Origin of the sequence: Sphingomonas panacis (assembly GCF_001717955.1) — a bacterium.
In the GTDB taxonomy this organism is placed as follows: Bacteria; Pseudomonadota; Alphaproteobacteria; order Sphingomonadales; family Sphingomonadaceae; genus Sphingomonas; species Sphingomonas panacis.
The window spans coordinates 1,450,883-1,471,099 of sequence record NZ_CP014168.1 but is presented as its reverse complement, the minus strand read 5'-3'; the positions used below and the strand labels follow the sequence as shown (position 1 = coordinate 1,471,099).

General features: G+C 68.4%; 21 protein-coding genes. 14 read left to right on the top strand and 7 right to left on the bottom strand.

Annotation, left to right across the window (positions count from 1 at the left end; translation table 11 throughout):
• Positions 1-38 precede the first annotated feature (38 nt).
• From J0A91_RS06685 to J0A91_RS06670, 4 genes are read left to right on the top strand one after another with little or no spacing between them, the layout of a single operon-like run.
• Positions 39-1,226, top strand: coding sequence for a BaiN/RdsA family NAD(P)/FAD-dependent oxidoreductase (locus J0A91_RS06685; protein ID WP_069204255.1), 1,188 nt, complete (start codon positions 39-41; stop codon positions 1,224-1,226).
• 54 nt (positions 1,227-1,280) lie between these two features.
• A complete protein-coding gene (pdxH, locus tag J0A91_RS06680) occupies positions 1,281-1,859 on the top strand; it encodes a pyridoxamine 5'-phosphate oxidase (protein ID WP_069204254.1) in 579 nt (192 codons plus the stop codon).
• Positions 1,856-2,800 carry a cation diffusion facilitator family transporter gene (locus J0A91_RS06675; protein WP_069204253.1) on the top strand — a complete coding sequence of 315 codons (945 nt, stop codon included), beginning with the start codon at positions 1,856-1,858 and terminating at the stop codon, positions 2,798-2,800. Before pdxH ends, J0A91_RS06675 begins: the two co-directional genes overlap by 4 nt.
• On the top strand, positions 2,797-3,588 hold the full coding sequence (locus J0A91_RS06670; RefSeq protein ID WP_069204252.1) for a PhzF family phenazine biosynthesis protein: 792 nt from the start codon (positions 2,797-2,799) through the stop codon (positions 3,586-3,588). Before J0A91_RS06675 ends, J0A91_RS06670 begins: the two co-directional genes overlap by 4 nt.
• Positions 3,589-3,609: 21 nt before the next feature.
• On the opposite strand, the gene mnmA is transcribed toward J0A91_RS06670, so the two are convergent.
• Positions 3,610-4,713 carry a tRNA 2-thiouridine(34) synthase MnmA gene (gene mnmA / locus J0A91_RS06665; protein WP_069207109.1) on the bottom strand — a complete coding sequence of 368 codons (1,104 nt, stop codon included), beginning with the start codon at positions 4,711-4,713 and terminating at the stop codon, positions 3,610-3,612.
• Positions 4,714-4,870: 157 nt separating this feature from the next.
• Here mnmA and J0A91_RS06660 point away from each other — a divergent pair, with 157 nt between their 5' ends.
• The 3 genes from J0A91_RS06660 to J0A91_RS06650 all read left to right on the top strand — a co-directional run bounded on the left by J0A91_RS06660 (position 4,871) and on the right by J0A91_RS06650 (position 5,848).
• Complete coding sequence (locus J0A91_RS06660; RefSeq protein WP_206364997.1) at positions 4,871-5,197, top strand: hypothetical protein; 327 nt, start codon at positions 4,871-4,873, stop codon at positions 5,195-5,197.
• Complete coding sequence (gene sciP / locus J0A91_RS06655) at positions 5,197-5,496, top strand: CtrA inhibitor SciP (protein ID WP_069207108.1); 300 nt, start codon at positions 5,197-5,199, stop codon at positions 5,494-5,496. Before J0A91_RS06660 ends, sciP begins: the two co-directional genes overlap by 1 nt.
• Before the next feature lie 100 nt (positions 5,497-5,596).
• Complete coding sequence (locus J0A91_RS06650) at positions 5,597-5,848, top strand: GlsB/YeaQ/YmgE family stress response membrane protein (RefSeq protein WP_069207107.1); 252 nt, start codon at positions 5,597-5,599, stop codon at positions 5,846-5,848.
• 57 nt (positions 5,849-5,905) lie between these two features.
• Here J0A91_RS06650 and J0A91_RS06645 read toward each other — a convergent pair whose 3' ends face one another.
• Positions 5,906-6,634, bottom strand: a complete 729-nt coding sequence (locus J0A91_RS06645; protein WP_069204251.1) for an SIMPL domain-containing protein — start codon at positions 6,632-6,634, stop codon at positions 5,906-5,908.
• A gap of 290 nt (positions 6,635-6,924) precedes the next feature.
• Here J0A91_RS06645 and J0A91_RS06640 point away from each other — a divergent pair, with 290 nt between their 5' ends.
• From J0A91_RS06640 to J0A91_RS06630, 3 genes are all read left to right on the top strand, one after another.
• The gene (locus J0A91_RS06640) at positions 6,925-8,115 is read left to right on the top strand and encodes an efflux RND transporter periplasmic adaptor subunit (protein ID WP_069204250.1); all 1,191 of its coding nucleotides are present in this window, start codon (positions 6,925-6,927) and stop codon (positions 8,113-8,115) included.
• 6 nt (positions 8,116-8,121) lie between these two features.
• A complete protein-coding gene (locus J0A91_RS06635) occupies positions 8,122-11,241 on the top strand; it encodes an efflux RND transporter permease subunit (protein ID WP_069204249.1) in 3,120 nt (1,039 codons plus the stop codon).
• Between the two features lie 104 nt (positions 11,242-11,345).
• Positions 11,346-12,608 (top strand): DUF445 domain-containing protein, encoded by a 1,263-nt coding sequence (locus tag J0A91_RS06630; RefSeq protein WP_069207106.1) that lies wholly within the window; start codon positions 11,346-11,348, stop codon positions 12,606-12,608.
• 138 nt (positions 12,609-12,746) lie between these two features.
• On the opposite strand, the gene J0A91_RS06625 is transcribed toward J0A91_RS06630, so the two are convergent.
• On the bottom strand, positions 12,747-13,418 hold the full coding sequence (locus tag J0A91_RS06625; protein ID WP_069204248.1) for an HAD-IB family hydrolase: 672 nt from the start codon (positions 13,416-13,418) through the stop codon (positions 12,747-12,749).
• A 62-nt stretch (positions 13,419-13,480) separates the two neighbouring features.
• Here J0A91_RS06625 and J0A91_RS06620 point away from each other — a divergent pair, with 62 nt between their 5' ends.
• The 4 genes from J0A91_RS06620 to J0A91_RS06605 are packed head-to-tail and all read left to right on the top strand — an operon-like array spanning position 13,481 to position 17,020.
• Positions 13,481-14,590, top strand: a complete 1,110-nt coding sequence (locus tag J0A91_RS06620; protein WP_069207105.1) for an ABC transporter permease — start codon at positions 13,481-13,483, stop codon at positions 14,588-14,590.
• Positions 14,587-15,423, top strand: coding sequence for an ABC transporter ATP-binding protein (locus tag J0A91_RS06615; RefSeq protein WP_069204247.1), 837 nt, complete (start codon positions 14,587-14,589; stop codon positions 15,421-15,423). Before J0A91_RS06620 ends, J0A91_RS06615 begins: the two co-directional genes overlap by 4 nt.
• The gene (locus J0A91_RS06610) at positions 15,423-16,385 is read left to right on the top strand and encodes an MlaD family protein (protein WP_069204246.1); all 963 of its coding nucleotides are present in this window, start codon (positions 15,423-15,425) and stop codon (positions 16,383-16,385) included. Before J0A91_RS06615 ends, J0A91_RS06610 begins: the two co-directional genes overlap by 1 nt.
• A gap of 38 nt (positions 16,386-16,423) precedes the next feature.
• Positions 16,424-17,020, top strand: coding sequence for an ABC-type transport auxiliary lipoprotein family protein (locus tag J0A91_RS06605; protein WP_069204245.1), 597 nt, complete (start codon positions 16,424-16,426; stop codon positions 17,018-17,020).
• A 112-nt stretch (positions 17,021-17,132) separates the two neighbouring features.
• Here the strand turns inward: J0A91_RS06605 and J0A91_RS06600 are convergent, their stop codons facing one another.
• From J0A91_RS06600 to J0A91_RS06585, 4 genes are all read right to left on the bottom strand, one after another.
• Positions 17,133-18,011, bottom strand: coding sequence for an FAD:protein FMN transferase (locus tag J0A91_RS06600; protein ID WP_069207104.1), 879 nt, complete (start codon positions 18,009-18,011; stop codon positions 17,133-17,135).
• Between the two features lie 101 nt (positions 18,012-18,112).
• Positions 18,113-19,012, bottom strand: coding sequence for a DUF4198 domain-containing protein (locus J0A91_RS06595; protein ID WP_069204244.1), 900 nt, complete (start codon positions 19,010-19,012; stop codon positions 18,113-18,115).
• 14 nt (positions 19,013-19,026) lie between these two features.
• The gene (locus J0A91_RS06590; protein ID WP_083224541.1) at positions 19,027-19,497 is read right to left on the bottom strand and encodes a DUF2271 domain-containing protein; all 471 of its coding nucleotides are present in this window, start codon (positions 19,495-19,497) and stop codon (positions 19,027-19,029) included.
• A gap of 10 nt (positions 19,498-19,507) precedes the next feature.
• Positions 19,508-20,197 (bottom strand): PepSY-associated TM helix domain-containing protein, encoded by a 690-nt coding sequence (locus tag J0A91_RS06585; RefSeq protein WP_083224540.1) that lies wholly within the window; start codon positions 20,195-20,197, stop codon positions 19,508-19,510.
• Positions 20,198-20,217 lie beyond the last annotated feature (20 nt).

The following is a 20,217-nucleotide window of genomic DNA, read 5'->3' as shown; positions in this document are numbered from 1 at the left end:
ATTTCCCGCGCGGCGGTTTTGCCCCTACAGGCGATGCGATGACGATCCCGACTTACGATACGATCATCCTCGGCGCGGGTGCCGCCGGGCTGATGTGCGCCGCCATCGCCGGGCAGCGCGGCGCGCGCGTGCTGCTGGTCGATCATGCCGATGCGGTGGGCAAGAAGATCCTGATCTCGGGCGGCGGGCGGTGCAATTTCACCAACCTCCACACCGCGCCCGACCGCTACCTCTCCGCCAATCCGCATTTCGCCAAGTCGGCGCTGGGGCGCTACACCGCGCAGGATTTTATCGCGCTGGTCGAGGCTTATGGCATCGCCTGGCATGAGAAGACGCTCGGGCAATTGTTCTGCGACGGATCGGCAAAGCAGATCGTCGCGATGTTGCAGGCGGAATGCGACAAGGGCGGCGTCACGCTCGCGCTGGGCGCGCCGGTGGGGGCGGTAGACCATGGCGACGGGCTGTTCCGCGTCGAGATCGGCGGCCGCATCGCGGCGGCGCCGGCGCTGGTGATCGCCACCGGCGGGCCGTCGATCCCGCAGATGGGCGCGACCGGCTTCGCTTATGATCTGGCGCGGCGCTTCGGGCTGAAGGTGGTCGAGCCGCGCCCGGCGCTGGTGCCGCTGACGCTGGGCGGTGACGAGACGCTGTTCCGCTCGCTCTCGGGCGTCGCGACCGAGGTGGTGGCGAAGACCGGCAAGACCGGGTTTCGCGAGGCGGCGCTGTTCACGCACAAGGGGTTGTCCGGCCCGGCGATCCTCCAGATTTCGTCCTATTGGCGGCATGGCGAGACCGTCGGCATCGATTTCCTCCCCGCGCTGGCGAGCGGCTGGCTGGTCGCGGCGAAACATGCGCGCCCACGCGCAACGCTGGGCGGGGCGCTCGACAACCATCTGCCCGCGCGGCTGGCGGTGACGCTCGCCGACCGGCTCGGGCTGGAGGGCGAACTCGGCGGCTTCACCGACAAGCGCGTGAGCGAGGCCGAGCGGCAACTGGCGGACTGGCGCTTCTCGCCCAATGGCACCGAAGGCTTCGCCAAGGCCGAGGTGACGGCGGGCGGCATTTCCACCGCCGAACTGTCTTCGAAGACGATGGAGGCGCGCAAGATGCCCGGCCTGTATGCGATCGGCGAGGCGGTCGACGTGACGGGCTGGCTCGGCGGGTATAATTTCCAATGGGCGTGGGCGAGCGGTTACGCGGCTGGGCTGGCGATCGCGGGCGCATAGCCCCGAACCGACGTAGGTGGTTACACGCCGCGCGCCACGCGTTACAGCGCGAGCATGACCACCGATCCCTTCGCCCTGTTCGACGCCTGGTACGCCGAGGCACGCGCTTCCGAGATCAACGATTCGAACGCGATGGCGCTCGCCACCGCCGATTCGGCGGGCCGGCCGGCGGTGCGGATGGTGCTGCTCAAGGGGCACGGCCCCGACGGCTTCGTGTTCTACACCAACCAGCAGAGCCGCAAGGCTGGCGACATCGCCGCCAACCCCCAGGCGGCGTTGCTCTTCCACTGGAAGTCGCTTCGCCGCCAGATCCGTATCGAGGGGCCGCTCACCCCGGTCAGCGATGCGCAGGCCGACGCCTATTTCGCGTCCCGCGGGCGGGATTCGCAGCTTGGCGCCTGGGCGTCCGACCAGTCGCGCCCGCTCGACGCGCGCGAGACGTTCGAGGCGCGCTTCGCCGAAGTGCAGGCGCGCTTCGAAGGCCGCGACGTGCCGCGCCCGCCGCATTGGTCGGGTTACCGCGTCACGCCGCTACGGATCGAATTCTGGCAGGATCGCGCCCACCGCCTCCACGAACGCCACCTGTTCACGCGCACCGCCGACGGCTGGGACGAGGGCCTGCTCTACCCATGAGCGGTCCCGTCCCGCTGGCGACACGCGGCGCGCTCGCCAGCGTGGCGACGGCGTGTTTCCTGCTCGCGCTCAAAAGCTATGCGGCGTGGTCGACGGGATCGGTGGCGATGCTCGGGTCGCTCGCCGATACCGCGCTCGATCTCGTTGCGTCGTGCGTCACGCTCTACGGCGTGCATCTCGCGACGATCCCGGCCGATCACGACCATCGCTATGGCCACGGCAAGGCCGAGGCGCTGGCGGCGCTGTTCCAGGTCGCGCTGATCTCGGTGTCGGCGGTCGGCATCGCCTGGGAGGCGATCCGCGCGTTCGGTGCGCCGGCGGCGACCCACCATGCCGGCACCGGCATCGGCGTGTCGATCGCCGCGATCGTCGTGACGCTGGCACTGGTCGCCTATCAGCGCCGAATCATCGCCGCGACCGGATCGGTCGCGGTCAGCGCCGACAATGTGCATTACCAGTCCGACCTTTTGCTCAACGGATCGGTGATCGTCGCGCTGGTGCTCGACCAGCTTTTGCATGTGCGCGGCGCCGATCCGGTGTTCGGCGTGCTGATCGCGCTGTGGCTCGCCTGGGGCGCGCTGCGCTCGGCGGGGACGGCGATCGATCTGCTCATGGACAAGGAATGGCCCGTCGAGGAACGCGACCGGCTGATCGCGCTGATAGCCGACCATCCCGAGTTGCGCGGGCTTCACGACATCCGCACGCGCCGGTCGGGCACGCGCGATTTCGTGCAATTCCATATGTATGTCGCGCCCGAGATGACCGTCGCCGCCGCGCATGAGGTGGTCGAGGAGGTCGAGGTGCGGATCACCGCGGCGTTCCCGGACACCGAGATCCTGATCCATCTCGATCCCGGCTGGCTGCTCGATGCGGCGCACCCGCTGATCGAACCCGATGTCATCGCCCCGAACGGGGCCGCCGACACGAAGGACCGCGCATGAGACTTCCGTTCAGCCAGATCGACGCGTTCGCGAGCCAGCCGTTCGCGGGCAATCCGGCGGCGGTGATGCCGCTGGCCGAATGGCTCGACGATACGACGCTGCTGGCGATCGCGCGCGAGAACAACCTGTCCGAAACCGCCTTTCTCGTCCCCGACGCGAGCGGCGAAAGCGATTTCGAGCTGCGCTGGTTCACCCCCGCCGCCGAGGTGCGGCTGTGCGGCCATGCGACTCTCGCGAGCGGGCATTTCGTGCTCGCGGCGGACCCGGACCGGGTGCGCGTCACTTTCCGCACGCGCCGCGCCGGGCTGCTCGCGGTCGATCGGCAGGGGGACGGCTATGCGCTCGCGCTGCCGGCGTGGGCGCCGTCGCCGAAGCCGCTGCCCGAGGTGGTCGCCGCGCTCGGAGTCGATGCGGTCGAAACCCTGTGGCGCGAGGGCGGCTACGGCGTGATCGTGCTCGCCGACGAAGCCGCGGTGCGCGCCTGCACTCCTGACATGGCGCGGCTCGCCGCAACCGGCGACCATCAGGCGATCATCACCGCGCCCGGCGACACCAGCGACGTGGTGAGCCGCATGTTCGCGCCCGGTGCCGGCGTCGATGAAGACCCCGTGACGGGATCGGCGCATGCCGTGATCGTGCCCTATTGGGCGAAGCGCCTCGGCCGCGACAGCTTCACCGCCTATCAGGCGAGCGCGCGCGGCGGGCGGCTGACGTGTGCGCTAGACGACGACCGGGTGGTGCTGGGCGGTGGTTGCGTGACGGTGATCGAGGGGACGTTCTTCCTCTGATCCGTCGCCCCGGCGCGGCGCTTACGCCGCGACCAGCGCCCGTTCGGTCTCTTCGATCCAGCCGCCGCCGAGCACGCGCTCGCCGGCGTAGAGCACCGCCGCCTGCCCCGGCGCGACGCCATATTCGGGCGCGTCGAAGGTCACGCGGTCGCCGGCGAGCCGCGCGGGCACCGGCTTGGCGAGCGAGCGCACCTTGGCGGTGAGCGGTCCGTCGAAATCGCCGCCGAGCCAGTTGATCCCGCTGAGCCGCGCCGCACCGACGGCAAGAGCCGAGCGCGGGCCGACCACGACTTGCCGCGTGGCCGCGTCGAGCCGGATCACGTAAAGCGGCTCGGGCGTGCCGCCGATTTCGAGGCCGCGGCGCTGGCCGACGGTGAAGTGGATCAGCCCCTTGTGACGCCCCAGCACGCGCCCGCTCTCATCGACGATCTCGCCGCTCGTGTCGGCTTCGGGGCGCAGCTTCTTGACCAGCGAGGCATAGTCGCCGTCGGGCACGAAGCAGATATCCTGGCTGTCGGGCTTGGCGGCGACGCCCAGCCCCAGTTCGGCGGCGAGTTCGCGCACGCGCGGCTTGGGCAGGCCGCCCAGGGGGAAGCGCAGATACTCGAGCTGCGCCTGCGTTGTCGCGAACAGGAAGTAGCTCTGGTCGCGCGCGGGATCGGCGGCACGGTGGAGTTCGGCGCCGTGTGCGCCCTCGACCCGGCGGACATAATGGCCGGTGGCGAGGCAATCCGCGCCGAGATCGCGCGCGATCTTGAACAGATCGGTGAATTTCGGCCCCATGTTGCAGCGGACGCACGGGATCGGGGTGCGGCCGGCGAGATATTCATCGGCGAACCCGTCGATCACGTCGGCGCGGAAGCTGCTCTCGTGATCGAACACGTAATGCGCGATGCCGAGCCGGTCGCACACCGCGCGCGCGTCGCGGATGTCGCGGCCTGCGCAGCAACTGCCGGCGCGGCCGACCGCCTCGCCGTGATCGTAAAGCTGGAGCGTGATGCCGATCGTCTCCGCGCCGCTGCGCGCGGCGAGCGCGGCCACCACCGACGAGTCGACGCCGCCCGACATGGCGACGACGATGCGGCGGCCGGCAAGGCCCGCAAGCTGGAAATCGGCTTCGGAGATCATCGCGTGCAGATAGGGTGTCACGGCGGCGGATGCAAAGCGCGGACCGGCGGCACCGCAGCGGACACCCCTCGCGACTCTTCTTTGCGCGCTTTACCAGTCCTTTAGACAGCGTCGTTTAGACGATTCGCTTGCTGCAAGCGAATCGGACACTGTCGTGGATCTGAGTTTTTCCCGTTTCGAGCCTGACAGCCGGGGCACCGGCCTGCCACCCGATCTGGCGGTGCTGATGGTCGGCGTTTCGGCGCGTCAGGCGGCCAGCCCGACTGCGGTCCTCCATGCGCGCCTGACGCCCGCCGTGATGCCGACGCGCCTGTTCGCGCCGGCCGACGGTGCGTTCAACGGAGCCGTGGCTGCGATGTTCGCCCGCTGGGAAACGGATGAAGGCGACGTTTACCTTCCTACTTTAACCGCCCTTCAATCCCGATGCCGTAATCCCGGTTTTGACGTGAGAGGGGGCCCCCCGCCCCGATCGAGGCTATGATGATCGAGAACCAGAAGATACGACCGGACAAGGTGATCGGCCCGCTTGGGGAGCCATTGACGCTCGAGTCGCTGCCGCCACCCGAGACGACGCGCTGGGTGGTGCGCCGCAAGGCCGAGGTCGTCGCCGCGGTCAACGGCGGGCTGATGAGCGTCGACGAGGTCTGCCAGCGCTACAACCTCACCGTCGAGGAGTTCGCCAGCTGGCAGCGCGCGATCGACCGGTCGGGGATGCCCGGGCTGCGCGTGACGCGAATCCAGCATTACCGCTCGCTCTACGAACGCCAGCAGAAATACTGATCGCCAAAAGGCCGCGCACCCACGGTAAACCGGAACAAATTCGCCCCCGAAACGTCTTGCTTCCTGTCATCCCCGTCGCGGGGGCGTAATGGAGGGAAACATGAATTTCATCATTTGGCTTATCGTCGGCGGCATCGTGGGTTGGCTTGCAAGCCTCGTCATGCGCACGGACGGCCAGCAGGGGATTATCCTCAACATCGTCGTCGGCATCATCGGCTCGGTTATCGCCTCGGCGCTGTTCGGCGGCGGCATCAACCAGGTCATTACTGTCACGACCTTCATCTATTCGTTGATCGGCGCGATCATCCTGCTCGCGATCGTCAATCTGGTTCGTCGCGGCTCGCTGCGCTAAACCCAATCCCTAATCCTTCACGGGCCGCGCGGTTCACGCCGCGCGGCCCGTGTCGTTTCATTTGAGCAGGAAACGCACCGTCAGCGTTGCCGATACGCGCGATTCGCCCGCCGCGACCCGCGTCGAATCGGCGGCGGCGGCTGCGCGCTGGAACAGCACCGGCCCAGGCGTCCCGCCATCGTTCATGCCGCTCTCGGCGATCGAGACGATCCGCGCGACCGACATGCCCGCCGCGCGCGCGTAAAGCTCCGCGCGGGTGCGTGCGATCTTGACGGCGGCGGCGCGCGCCTCGTCGAGCGCGGCTTCGGGATTGTCGATCGCGAGGTTCGGCCCGTCGATCTGGTTCGCGCCGACCCCCGCCAGAGTATCGAGGATCGTGCCCGATTTCGCGATGTCGCGGAACCGGATCGCCACCGAATTGGTCGCCTGATAGCCGGTGATCGTCGGTGCCTTGCCCTCGGCATACAGATATTGCGGGCTGAGATTGACGGTCGCGGTCTGCACGTCGCGCGCCGCCACCCCGGCGCGCTTGAGCGCGTCGAGCACGCGGGCCATCCGCTGCGCATTGTCGGTGAGCGCCGCCGCCGCGGTCGCGCCCTGCGTAACGACTCCGGCGCGGATCGTCGCGATATCGGGGGTGCGCGTGGTGCTGCCTTCGGCCTGCACGTCGAGCAACGTGCCTTCGGCGAGGATGGTCGGCGACGCGGGCGCCTGCGCCTGCGCGCCAGCGGGCAAGGCGGCGAACGGAAGCGCGGCCAGCGCGGCCGCCTGAAGATAGAAGCGCATTTTCGAAACTCTCCCGGTTGGTCGGGCCGTCAAGGCCCGGTCCGGTCCTGTTCGCACGGCATAGAACAACCGAGGATGAACGAAGGTGATCGGGCGCCCGCGAAGAAAAATTGCGTGGTGTTGGCAATATACAACAGATTTCGTGCCTAAATCCCCGCTCGACGTCTTGCCGAAGCGCTTGCGACGGGTCATTCCTCACCCGCCTCGCGATGAGCCCTTGAGCGCGGTGCGTTGTTTCTGTAACACAGCACCCGGTACACGGCATCGGCCGGGGCGAGGACGTGAGCGACATGAATTACGAGACGCCGTTGTTGGACAATGACGGCACCCTTGCCCTGCCCGCCCCCGAGGCGGAACGCGGCTATCGGCGCACACTGATGATCGGCGCGGTCATCGCGATCGTCGCCGTGCTTGGCCTCGGCTGGTGGTGGATGCACAGCCATCCCGCCGCCGCGCCCGTCGCGGTCGAGCAGATGCCGAGCGTCACCGTATCCGCCCCGGGCCGTTCCGACGTGGCGGAGATCGTCTCGGCGACGGGTACGCTCGCCGCCAAGCGCGACATGCCGGTCGGCGTCGCCGGTGAAGGCGGCATGATCACGCGCGTGCTGGTCGAGCCCGGCCAGTGGGTCGGCAAGGGGCAGGTTCTCGCCACGATCGACCGCGCGGTGCAGACTCAGACTGGCGCGTCGCTCGCCGCGCAGGTCCGCGCCGCCCGCGCCGATGCGGGCATCGCCCAGTCCAATTACGATCGCGCGCTGGCGCTGGTCGATCGCGGCTTCATCTCGAAAGCCGATCTCGAACAGAAGGCCGCGACCCGCGACGCCGCGTTCGCGCGCGTCAAGGTCGCGCAAGCCACGCTCGACGAGCAGCTCGCCCGCAACGGCCGGCTCGACATCCGCGCGCCCGAGGCCGGACTGATCCTCGCGCGCGGCGTCGAGGCGGGTCAGATCGTCGGCGCCGGCACGGGCACGCTGTTCCGCATGGCCGAGCGCGGCGAGATGGAGATGCGCGCACAGTTGAGCGAGGGCGATCTCGCCGCGATCCATGTCGGCTCGCCCGCCACCGTGCGGCCCGTCGGCAGCAGCGTGAGCTACACCGGCAGCGTGTGGCAGATCTCGCCGGTGATCGACCCGCAGACGCGGCAGGGCATCGCCCGCATCGCGCTGCGCTACGATCCGGCGCTTCGCCCCGGCGGCTTCGCCGCGGCCGAGATCGGCGGCGGCTCGACGAGCGCGCCGCAGCTTCCCAACTCGGCGATCCAGAGCGACGACCGCGGCAATTTCGTCTATGTGCTCGACGCCAACGACAAGGTGGTGCGCCGCGACGTCAAGGTCGGCGAGGTTTCGGACAGCGGCGTCGCGATCTCCGAGGGGCTGAACGGCACCGAGCGCGTCGTACTGTCGGCGGGCGCGTTCCTCGCCCCGGGGCAGAAGGTGAAACCGATCCTGCAGAAGCCGCTTTCTCCAAAGCCGCGCGGCTGACGCGCGATGGGCTTCCGCAACATCTCCGCCTGGTCGATCCGGAACCCGGTGTTCTCGATCGTCCTGTTCTTCATGCTCAGCGTGGCCGGCATCGTCAGCTTCGCGACGATGGACGTCAACAACCAGCCCGACATCGAATTCCCGGTCGTCATCATCGAGGTGAGCCAGCCCGGCGCCGCGCCGACCGAGATGGAAACCCAGGTCACGCAGAAGGTCGAAGCGGCGGTGCGAAGCCTGCAAGGCATTGACGAGATCGATTCGACCGTGACCGAGGGCGATTCCGAAACGGTCGTCCAGCTCGCGATCGGCACGCCGATCGACCGCGCGGTCGAGGATGTGCGCGGCGCGATCCAGCAGATCCGCAGCGACCTGCCCGACGGCATCCTCGAACCGCAGGTGATCCGCGCCAACACCACCGGCAACGATCTGGCGAGCTATGCCGCGATCGGCACCGACATGACGATCGAGCAACTGAGCTGGTACATCGACAACACCGTGTCGAAGGAACTGCTCGCGGTTCCGGGCATGGCCGCGATCCAGCGCAACGGCGGTGTCAGCCGCGAGATCCGCGTGATCCTCGATCCGCTCAAATTGCAGGGACAGGGTCTCACCGCGAGCCAGGTCAACCAGCAGCTCCGTCAGGTCAATCTCAACGCCGCCGGCGGCCGTGCCGAAATCGCCGGATCGGAACAGGCGGTGCGCGTGCTCGGCAACGCCAAGAGCGCCTATGATCTCGGCCAGACGCAGATCTCGGTCGGCGGCGGGCGTTCGATCCACCTCTCCGACATCGCCGACGTGCGCGATCTCTATGCCGAACAGCGCTCCTCGTCCGAGCTCGACGGGCGGCAGGTGCTGAGCTTCGACTTCCAGCGCTCCAAGACCGGCTCGGACGTCAACGTCTACAAGGGCGCGGTCAAGAAGCTCGCCGAGCTCGAGAAGCGCAACCCCAAGGTCAAGTTCAAGCAGATCTTCAACTCGGTGAAATATACCGAGAAGCAATATGATTCGGCGATGGAGGCGATGATCGAGGGCGCGCTGCTCGCGGTCGTTGTGGTGTTCATCTTCCTGCGCGACTGGCGCTCGACCGTGATCTCGGCGCTGGCGATCCCGCTGTCCGCGATCCCGAGCTTCTGGTTCATGGACCTGATGGGCTTCACGCTCAACAACATGACGCTGCTCGCGCTGAGCCTGGTCGCGGGTGTGCTGGTCGATGACGCGATCGTCGAGATCGAGAACATCGTCCGGCACATGCGGATGGGCAAATCGGCGTATCAAGCGTCGATCGACGCCGCCGACGAGATCGGCCTCGCCGTGCTGGCGACGACGATGGCGATCGTCGCGGTGTTCCTGCCGGTCGGCTTGATGCCCGGTCTGGCGGGCCAGTTCTTCAAGAATTTCGGCCTCACCGTCGTCGTGTCGGTGTTGATGAGCCTTGCGGTCGCACGCCTCATCACGCCGATGATCGCGGCCTATTTCCTCAAGGCGCACGGCACCGCCAGCCACGGCGAAGGCAAGCTGATGGACGTCTATATGGCGACCTTGCGCTGGACGCTGAAACATCGCTGGTCGGCGATCGTCGGCGCCGCCGTCGCGCTCGCGCTGACGGTGGTGTGTTTCTCGATGATCCCGCAGACCTTCCAGCCCGACCGCGACAACGACAGCAGCCGCGCCAACATCGAGATGGTGCCCGGCACCACGCTCGCGCAGACCCGGGTGGTGGTGCGCAGGGTCGCCGATTTCCTGAGCAAGCAGCCCGAGGTCGCCTCGGTCTATTCGCGCGCGCTCGTCGGCAACGGCCGGGTGAGCGCGATCCTCAAGCCCCGTGGCGAAGGCCGCAACGTCACCAGCGTCCAGTTCGAGCGCAATCTCGCGCCACAGCTCGCGCAATTCGCCGACGCGCGCGTGACCTTCCAGTCGGGCAACGGCTGGGGCAGCTCGGGTCGCGAGTTCACCGTCACGCTCGGCGGGGATGATCCCGTCGAGCTGCTCAAGACCGCGCAGACTCTGGTCACGCAGATGTCGGGCGTGCCGAGCTTCATCGCGCCGCGCATCTCGGGCGATCTCGAACGGCCCGAGATCGTCATCCGGCCGCGCATGGACCTTGCCGCCAGCCTTGGCGTGACGACCAGCGCGCTGTCGAGCGCGATCCGAATCGCCACGCTCGGCGATATCGACCAGAACAGCGCGAAATTCTCGCTGTCGGATCGTCAGGTGCCGATCCGGGTCGCGCTCGCCCAGAATTCGCGCCAGCGGCTGTCGACGATCAAGAACCTGCCGGTTCAGACCGCGACCGGCGAATCGGTGCCGCTCGGCCTCGTCGCCGAGATCGGCTTCGGCGCGGGGCCGACCAAGATCGAGCGCGTCGCGCAGCAGCGCCAGATCACCGTCGGCTCGGATCTCGCCCCCGGCATCGTCAGCGGCACCGCCAAGAAGCTCGTCCACGATCTGCCGATCTTCAAGGCGATGCCGATGGGCGTGAAGGAACTCGTGCTCGGCCAGTCGAAATGGGAGGAGGAGATGATCTCCAACTTCATCGTCGCGGTGGGAGCAGGCGTGTTCCTGGTGTTCGCGGTGCTGGTGCTGCTGTACCAGCGGCTGCTGCCGCCGTTCGTCAACATGGGGTCGCTGATGCTGGCGCCGCTCGGCGGGCTGATCGCGCTGCTCGTCACCGGCTATCCGGTGTCGATGCCGGTCTATATCGGCATGCTGATGCTGCTCGGCATCGTCGCCAAGAACTCGATCCTGCTGATCGATTTCGCGCTGGAGGAGATGAAGCACGGCGTCCCCGTCCGCGCCGCGATCCTCGACGCCGGACACAAGCGCGCGCAGCCTATCGTGATGACGACGGTCGCGATGGTCGCGGGCATGCTGCCGACCGCGTTCGGCCTCGCCGGCGACAAATCGTTCCGCGCGCCGATGGGCATCACCGTGATCGGCGGGCTGACGCTCTCGACGATCCTGACGCTGCTGATCGTGCCGGCGCTGTTCAGCCTCGCGGTCGGCGTCGAGCGCTGGGCCGGGCCGCGGCTCGGGCGGCGGCTGCTCACCTATCGTCCCGGCGACGACGGCCAGCCGCTGATCGAGCATGACGACAAGCCGCTGCTGCCGCCGCACCCGGCGGAATAGGACCGACACGTCGCCCCGGCCAGCCTGTCCTGAGCGGCCGGCCGGGGCGACGATAATCGCGTTGCGGACTTGAACTATCCGGCGCGTCGGGCTTTCCTCCCATGATGAACAAAGCCGCCCGCCCGCGTATCGAAGCCGTTTCGCCGGGACTGGTCCGCATGCGGCTGATCGCAGCCGGGCTGTTGCTGGCGATGGCGGTGGTGTTCCTCGTCTCGCGCGCTTACGATCAGCGCTGGCCTGCGCTCGGTTTCGTCCGCGCCTTTGCCGAGGCGGCGATGGTCGGCGGGCTTGCCGACTGGTTCGCGGTGACGGCGCTGTTCCGCCACCCGCTCGGGCTGCCGATTCCGCACACCGCGATCATCCCGCGCAACAAGGATCGTATCGGCACGACGCTGGCGGCGTTCCTGCGCGACAATTTCCTGATTCCCCGCGTCGTCGCGCGGCGCATGCTTCGGCTCGACGTGGCGGGCGCGGCGGGGCGCTGGCTCGCCAATCCGCTCGCGCGCGACGGGCGAATCGCGCGCGGCGCCTCGGCGCTGACCATCCACATGCTCCAGGCGCTCGATCAGCAGCGGCTCGGCGGGATGGTCAAGACGATGATCGGCACGCGGCTCGCCGATCTCGATGTCGCGCCGCTGCTCGGCCAGGCGCTCACCGCCGCGATCGCCGAGGGGCGCCATCTGCCGCTGCTCGACGGCATCGTGCGCTGGGCGGCACGTGTTCTGGAAGCCAACGACCATCTCATCCGCGCGATGGTGCATGAGCGGGCCGGATCGATCCTGCGCTGGACCGGGCTCGACGAGACGCTCGCCAACAAGATCATCGCCGGGCTGAACGGGCTGCTCAGCGACATGGCCGCCGATTCGGCACATCCGCTCCGCGCCAAGGCCGAGGAAGGGCTGGAAAGCCTCGCCTACGACCTGATGCATTCGCCCGAGATGCAGGCGCGGGTTGAGGCGATCAAGGCGGAGATCATCGCCAATCCGGCGATGCAGCGCTGGCTCGACGGGCTGTGGGAACAGGCGCGCGGCGGCATGATGCGGATGGCGCGCGACCCCGACCGGGTGATGCAAGGCCCGATCGGCGACGCGCTGCGCCAGCTCGGCGAGACGCTCCAGAACGAACCGCGGCTGCGCGCGACGATCAACCGCTTCGTGCGCCGCACCGTCGTCGGCATCGCCGCCGATTATGGCGACAATATCGTCCGGCTGGTGTCGGAAACGGTCAAGGGCTGGGATGCCGACACGATCACGCGCCGGCTGGAGAATGCGGTGGGGCGGGATTTGCAGTATATTCGCATCAACGGGACGTTGGTCGGTGGGCTGGTCGGGCTGGTGATCCACGGTATCGACGTGGTGTTGGGCTGAGCGTAGCCCGCCACAATATCGTCACCCCAGCGGACGCTGGGGTCTCTCCGTGATAGCGCGCGCCCGGCCCCCGGGGAGACCCCAGCGTCCGCTGGGGTGACGATGAGGAGAGCGGTGCAGGGACGGTCGTTCAAGCCCTCACCGCTCCCAATCCACCACCGTCCAGCCGCGCAGCGCCGCCATCACGCGCAGCGGCGCGTGGGCGTTGACCGCGAAGGCTTCGTCGGCCCATTCGAGGGTCGGCGCGTCGGAGACATGATCGGTGTAGAAGCGGATCGTCGCGTCGTCGCGCGCGATCCCCTGTTCGGCCATCCACGCCTCGATCATGCGGAGTTTGGCTGGGCCGTAGCAATTCTCGCCGGTGATTCGCGCGCGCATTCGGCCGCCGTCGTACGCGACCCCGGTCCCGATCACGTCGTCGAAGCCGAGCCGCTCGGCGATCGCGCCCGCGTAAAAGGCGTAGGAGGCCGTCGCCAGCACGATACGCCGCCCCGCCGCGCGATCCGCCGCGATCGCCGCGCGCGCACCGGCATAGACGCCGGTCGCCACGACGCCATCGGCGAAGCGCGCCGCCGCCGCCGCCGCGCGCGCCTCGGGCCACGCATTTCCGAGCATCAGGCGCTGCGTCGCCGCCTTCAGCGCGCCGCGATCAAGCCGCTTGAGCGCATAGCCGAGCGTCGCCACGCCCGCGAGCGGCAGCAGCGCGAGCCGCCACGGCATTTCGCGGCGAGCGCTCGAAACGAGGAACGAAGTCCAGGTCGGTGCGTAGGTGATGGTCTTGTCGAGGTCGTATATGGCGATGGCGTGCATCGGTTCATCTTAGCAACAGCGCGGCTTGCCGTTCCAGTGCGATTGCAGCAAAGATGCGTGCGATGACCGAGTCCGCCGCCTTCACGTCCGAACGCTCCGGCGAGCGAGACGTGGTACGCTTCACCGGCAGCCTGTCGCTGGCGCAGATCGGCGACCTGCCGAACCGATTGCACGATTACGAGGGCAAGGTCGACACGATCGATCTCAGCGGAATCGAGCGGATCGATACCGTCGGCGCGTGGCTGATCCACCGCTTCGCGGCGCAGCATGACGCGAAGATCGACGGACTCGACCAGGACGGCACGCATCTGCTCGATCAGGTCGCGGCCGCCGATCAGCCGGTCGCGATCCGCCCCAACCCGGTCGGCGGCATCGCGCGCGTGATCGGCGAGGTCGGCGATGCCGTCGTGCTGACCGCCAACACGTTGTACGGGCTGCTCGGCTTCTTCGGCGCGACGATGATCGCGGTGTGGCACATCATCATCCACCCCAAGCGCTTCCGCTTCAACGCGACGATCCAGCGGTTCGAGGTGGTCGGGGTCAAGGCGCTCGGCATCATCGGGCTGATGAGCTTCCTGATCGGCATCGTCATCGCGCAGCAGGGCGCGGTGCAGCTCCGCCAGTTCGGTGCCGAAGTCTACACGATCAACCTGCTCGGGCGGCTGACGTTGCGCGAACTCGGCGTGCTGATGACCGCGATCATGGTCGCTGGCCGCTCCGGTTCGGCGTTCGCGGCGCAGCTCGGCACGATGAAGCTGACCGAGGAAATCGACGCGATGCGCACGATCGGCGTCTCGCCGATGGAGGCGCTGGTGCTGCCGCGCGTGATGGCGGTGGTCATCATGATGCCGCTGCTCGGTTTCTATTCGGCGCTGGTCGGGATCGTCGGCGGCGGGCTGCTGTGCTGGATATCGCTCGGCATTCCGCCGGTGACGTTCGTGCAGCGGCTGCGCGAGGTGGTGCCGCTCACCGATCTGTATGTCGGGCTGGTCAAGGCACCGGTGTTCGGCGCGATCATCGGCATGGCGGGCTGTTACCAGGGCATGCTGGTCGAGGGCGATGCCGAGCAGGTCGGCCAGCGCACCACCTCCGCGGTGGTGCAGGGCATCTTCCTCGTCATCGTGCTCGACGCGTTCTTCGCGGTGTTCTTCACCTATGTGGGCTGGATATGAGCACGCGCCCGACCGACACCGATGGCGACAGCGACGATGTGATCGTCGTGCGCGGCCTGCGCAACAGCTTCGGCGAGCAGGTCGTCCATGACGGGCTCGATCTCGACGTGCGGCGCGGCGAGATCTACGGTGTGGTCGGCGGATCGGGCACCGGCAAATCGGTGCTGATGCGATCGATCATCGGCTTGCAGAAGCCGCAGGCCGGCGACATCCACGTGCTCGGCGAGCCGACCATTGACCGCCCCGAGACCGAGATGGTCGATCTCTCGAAGCGCTGGGGCGTGCTGTTCCAGGGTGGCGCGTTGTTCTCGACGCTGACCGTCGCCGAGAACGTGCAGGTGCCGTTGCGCGAATTCTACAAGGCGCTGCCGCAGTCGCTGCTCGACGAGATCGCCGCGTACAAGGTGGTGATGAGCGGCCTGCCCGCCGAAGCCGGCCCGAAATATCCGTCGCAACTGTCGGGCGGGATGCGCAAGCGCGCCGGGCTCGCGCGCGCGCTCGCGCTCGATCCCGAGGTGCTGTTCCTCGACGAGCCGACCGCCGGGCTCGATCCGATCGGCGCCGCCGCGTTCGACGAGCTGATCCGGTCGCTCCAGAAGACGCTCGGGCTGACCGTATTCCTTATCACCCACGATCTCGATACGCTGTACGCGATCTGCGACCGGGTCGCGGTGCTGGCCGACCACAAGGTGATCGCGGTCGGCACGATCGACGAATTGCTCGCGACCGATCACCCGTGGATTCAGGAATATTTCAGAGGGCCGCGCGGCCGCGCCGCGAGCGCTTCGGTGGATCATGCCGCCGCCAAAGAGATTGCAGGGACTGAAAGCTGATGGAAACGCGCTCGAATCATGTCCTGGTCGGCTCGGTCGTGCTGATCCTGCTGTTGGTGATGGCGGCGTTCCTGGTGTGGATCGCGCGCTTCGGCGCGGCGACCGACAAGGAATATGACATCTTCTTCAAACAGTCGGTCGATGGCCTCGCCAAGGGATCGGCGGTCGCGTTTTCGGGCGTGCCGACCGGCGAGGTCAAGGAGATCGCGCTCACCAACGATCCGCAGTTCGTGCGCGTGCGGATCAGCGTCAACCGCGACACCCCGATTCTGGTCGGCACCGCCGCGACGATCCAGGGCAGCTTCACCGGCACCAGCACGATCCAGCTCGACGGCGCGGTCAAGGGCGCGCCGCCGATCACCTGCCCCGAGACCAACCCGCTGCTCGATTGCCCCAACGGCGTGCCGACCATCCCCGCCAAGGCGGGCGGCCTCGGCGCGTTGCTCAATTCGGCGCCGAAGCTGCTCGAGCGCATCTCGACGCTGACCGAGCGGTTCAACGAGCTGCTTTCGGACAAGAACCAGCAGTCGATCACCGGCATTCTCGCCAACACCAACCGTTTGACCGGCGCGCTTGCCGATCGCGGGCCGGAGATCGCCGCGACGCTCGCCGAGATGCGTACCACGCTCAAACAGGCGAGCGACGCCGCCAAGCAGATCGGCGATCTGGCGGGATCGACCAATGCGATGATCAACGAGGACGTCCGTCCGGCCACCAAGAACCTGAGCGCGACCGTCGCTTCGGCGCAGCACAGCATGGAGACGCTCGACGCGGCGATCACCGACGCGCGGCCGGGCATCAAGGCGTTCTCGAAGGAGACGATCCCCGAGGTCGGCGCGCTCATCCACGACCTGCGCAATATGTCGCAGGCGCTGACCGCCGTCGCCGAAAAGCTCGATCGCGGTGGCGCGGGGTCGCTCGTCGGCCAGCCCAAGCTGCCCGACTATAAAGGTGGCAAGTGATGGCCCAGAAATCGACGGCTAAGCACATGAGGTTTCCGATGCGTCCGCTCTCCCTGAAAGCTTCCGTCGCTCTCGCCGCGTTGGCATCGCTGTCGGGCTGCATCAGCCTGGCGCCCAAGCCGCCAGCGTCGCTGCTGACGATCACCTCGACCACCGCGCTGCCGACGGGTCAGGACCAGAGTTCGGCGACGGCATCGACGATCGTCATCCAGGTGCCCGCCGTGTCGCAGGCGCTGGCGGGCAATCGCATCCCGGTGCAGATCAACGACACCTCGATCGCTTATGTCCCCAAGGCGATGTGGGTCGAGCCGCCGGCGCGGCTGTTCGCCCGGCTGGTGTCGGATACTGTCGCGGCGAAGACCGGCCGGGTCGTGCTGAGCGTCTCGCAATTCCGCGCCGATCCGGGTGCGCGCCTGTCGGGCGAGCTGCGCAGCTTCGGGATCGACGCCACGTCGAAGCAGGCGGTGGTGGCGTTCGACGCCGCGCTGATCCGCGACGACAAGAACGTGATCGACAAGAAGCGCTTCTCAGCGAGCGTGCCGGTGGCGACGATCGACGCGAACGGCAGTGCGGCTGCGCTCAACCAGGCGGCGAACCAGGTCGCTGGCGAGGTTGCGGACTGGGTGGGGAAGTAACTCCCGACCCGTCATCCCAGCGAAAGCTGGGATCTTCCGGGGGCCGGGCGCGCGCTATCACGGGAAGACCCCAGCGTGCGCTGGGGTGACGTGTAGAGGTCGGGATAGCGGGCTATGCCAGCATCGCCGCCAATGCCGGGCTGAGCCACTCGCGCACGCCCTCCCCCGATCGAGACACGCAGCGCACCGCCAGCCCCTCGCGCGTTGCCAGCGCCGCGCCCGCCTGCGGGCCGAGCACGGTCAGCGCGCTCGCCCAGGCATCGGCGATCATCGCCGAGGGATGCAGCACGCTCAGCGACGTCACCGCGCGCGCCGGATGGCCGGTACGGGGATCGAGCGTATGGTGGCCGCGCACGTAATCGCCCGAGGTCGCCACCGCGAGGCCGTGGAGCGCCACGCGGAGCGGCGCGATGCCCGCGTCCGGCGGGGTCTCGATATCGACCCACCACGGATCGAGATCGGGCCGCACACCCATTCCGAGACATTCGCCGCCGATCTCGACCAGCGCGTGTGCGATGCCGTGCCCGGTGAGCAGGCGCGCGACGGCATCGACCGCATAGCCCTTGGCGATTCCCGACAGATCGAGCGCGACGCCGCCCGGCTGGCGCAACCACCCCGCCGCGCGATCGAAAGCGAGCCGCTGCCAGCCCGACACCGCCAGCCCGGCGGCGATCTGCGCGTCCGTGGGCACGCGCGCGTGCGGTCGGGGGCCGAATCCCCAGAGATCGACCAGCCGCCCGATCGCCGGATCGAACGCGCCGCCCGACCGCGCGGCGATGTCCAGGCCCGCCGCGATCACCGTCGCGAAGTCGCGCGGCAGCTTCATCCAACGTCCCGCCGGTGCGCGGTTGAAACGGCTGAGCCGCGAGTCGGGCTGCCAATGGCTCATCTCGGCGACCAGCCCGGCCAGCCGCCGCACGATCGCGGCGCGGAGCGCTTCGGGATCGAACGCGGCCGGGACGGCGCAGCGCACCCGCCACACCGTCCCCATCGTCTCGCCGACGAGGTCGATCACCCGCGCAGCGCGGTCGACGCCGGCGATCACGCGCGCGTCGAGATCGTGCGGGATCGCCAGCCGAAGCGCGTGGGGTGTTACGGCGCCACCACTTCGAGAGTCGCGGTGTAGCTCATCCGGCGCTCGGTCGCGCGCGGTGCGCTCGGGTGCGCGTCGGTGCTGGTGGCGTTGAGCCAGAACAGCCCGGCGAACGGCCATTTGAGCTCGGCGACGCCGTCCGCGCCGGTGGTCACGTCGAACGCGCCCTCACCTTCACGGTAGCGCTTGCCGCCGGGGACGAGCGTGACCTTGAGCCCGGCGGCGGGCTTGCCGTCGATGAGGAAGCGGAACTTGGCCGGCTCGTTCGAGACGAGTTCATCGGGGTGAGTCACCGGCACCATTTCCAGCGCTGTGTTGGTCGGCTGGAACACCGTCGCGGTCGGCGCGCCGGCGGTGATGAAGACGTTGTTCTGGCCGACCACTTCGGTCAGCTTGATATCCGTGGCGTTGGCGGGGATGTCCGCGACGGTGGCGACGCTCGGGCGCGGCTGGAAGCCGGGTGGCGGGCCTTCGCCGGCGGGCCGTGCCATCGGCGCCGCACCGCCGGGACGAGCGGGTCCGCCCGGCCCACGCCCCCCGACGCGCCAATCCTGGCCATCGACCTTGAAGCTGCCCATCACCGCCGATTGCGTTGTGCCGATCTTCCAGGTGCCGGGCTTGTCGAGCTTGACGTCGAACACCGAACGATAATGCAGCGTCGCGGCGTTCTGGATCTGCGCGGGGCTGCCGTCGGGCGCCCAGACCTTGACCATGTCGGGGCGCATCGCGTTGTGATCGGCGAAGAACAGGTCGTTCGAGATCGCCGCGTCGACCGACACCCAATCGTCGGTACCCGAGACGATCGTGGTCGAGGGCACCAGCCAGGCACGGTGCGCCAGTGCTGGAACGGCGCACGACAGCATTGCGGCGGAGGCGGCGAGACGGAAAGCCAAGCGCATGGGGAATCTCCTGATTAGCGGATCGTGACGGTGCCGAGTTCGGTCTTGCCGGCGGCGCTCGCGGCCTTGGCGGGGATGCTAAGCGGCACCGACACCAGCTCGCGCCCGCCGGTCTCGCGCGCGGCCTCGACGTACAGCGTGTAGGCGCCGGTCTTGAGATTGGCCGGCAAAGGGATCTGGTAGGTGCCCGGCGCGCGCGTCGCGCCGCTGATGCCATCGGCGGGAAGCGTCAGCGAGCGACCGCCCTTGCGCCAGAAGGTGCGCAGGTCGGACAGCCATTTGGTGCCCGGCTCGTTGCCTTTCTTCTTGATGTCGTACCAGACGAACACCGTTTGCGCGGCACCGCCGCCGACCGGCTCGATCCACGCCGCGACATAGGGCCGGTGATATTCGGCGACCGGTACCCGCGGGATGGTGACGCTGATCGTGCCCGCGCTCGCCGGCGCAGCCAGCGCACCGGCGATCAGAAGCGGTGTCTTGCGCATGATATTCCCCTCAATGGATGAAGACGACGGCGAGGATCAGCGGCAGCGCGAGGCTGAACGCGACCAAGGGCCAGGTGAGCGGCCGCCGCCGCGCGTGAAGCTGGAGCAGCAGCAGCCCGGTCAGCGAGAACAGCACGCAGGCGGCGGCGAACAGATCGATGAACCAGAACCACACAGCGCCGGTGTTGCGCCCCTTGTGGAGATCGTTCGCCCACGCGATCCAGCCGCGATCGGTGATTTCCGAGGTCGCCGCGCCGGTCGCACGCGCGATGCTGATCCACGCGTCGCGGCCCGGCCCCGGCATCGCGACATAGACATCATCGTCGGACCATTCGGCGGGCTTACCGTGCGCATCGAGGTGGAGCAGCGGCGCAAGCTCGGCGGCGATCGCATCGGGCAGCGGCGCGTCGGCGGCGTGCGGCGCGGCGAGCAGGCGCATCAGGCGCGGCGGCACGGTAGCCTTGCCCGTCGTCACCACCGGGGTGGCGGCGATGCTCGCTGCGTGGTTGAGCGTGATGCCGGTGATCGCGAACAGCAGCATCGTGGCGAGCGACACCGCCGCGCTGATCCAGTGCCACGTGATGAGCTGCTTCATCCACCACGCGCGGAATTTGGGCCTGGCGCGCGCTGGCGGCTGCGACGGCGCGACCGTGGCGCGCGCGCTCGATTCGGCCAGACCATCCTTCACCAAAGCGCCCATCCCGACTCCGAACAGCCGCG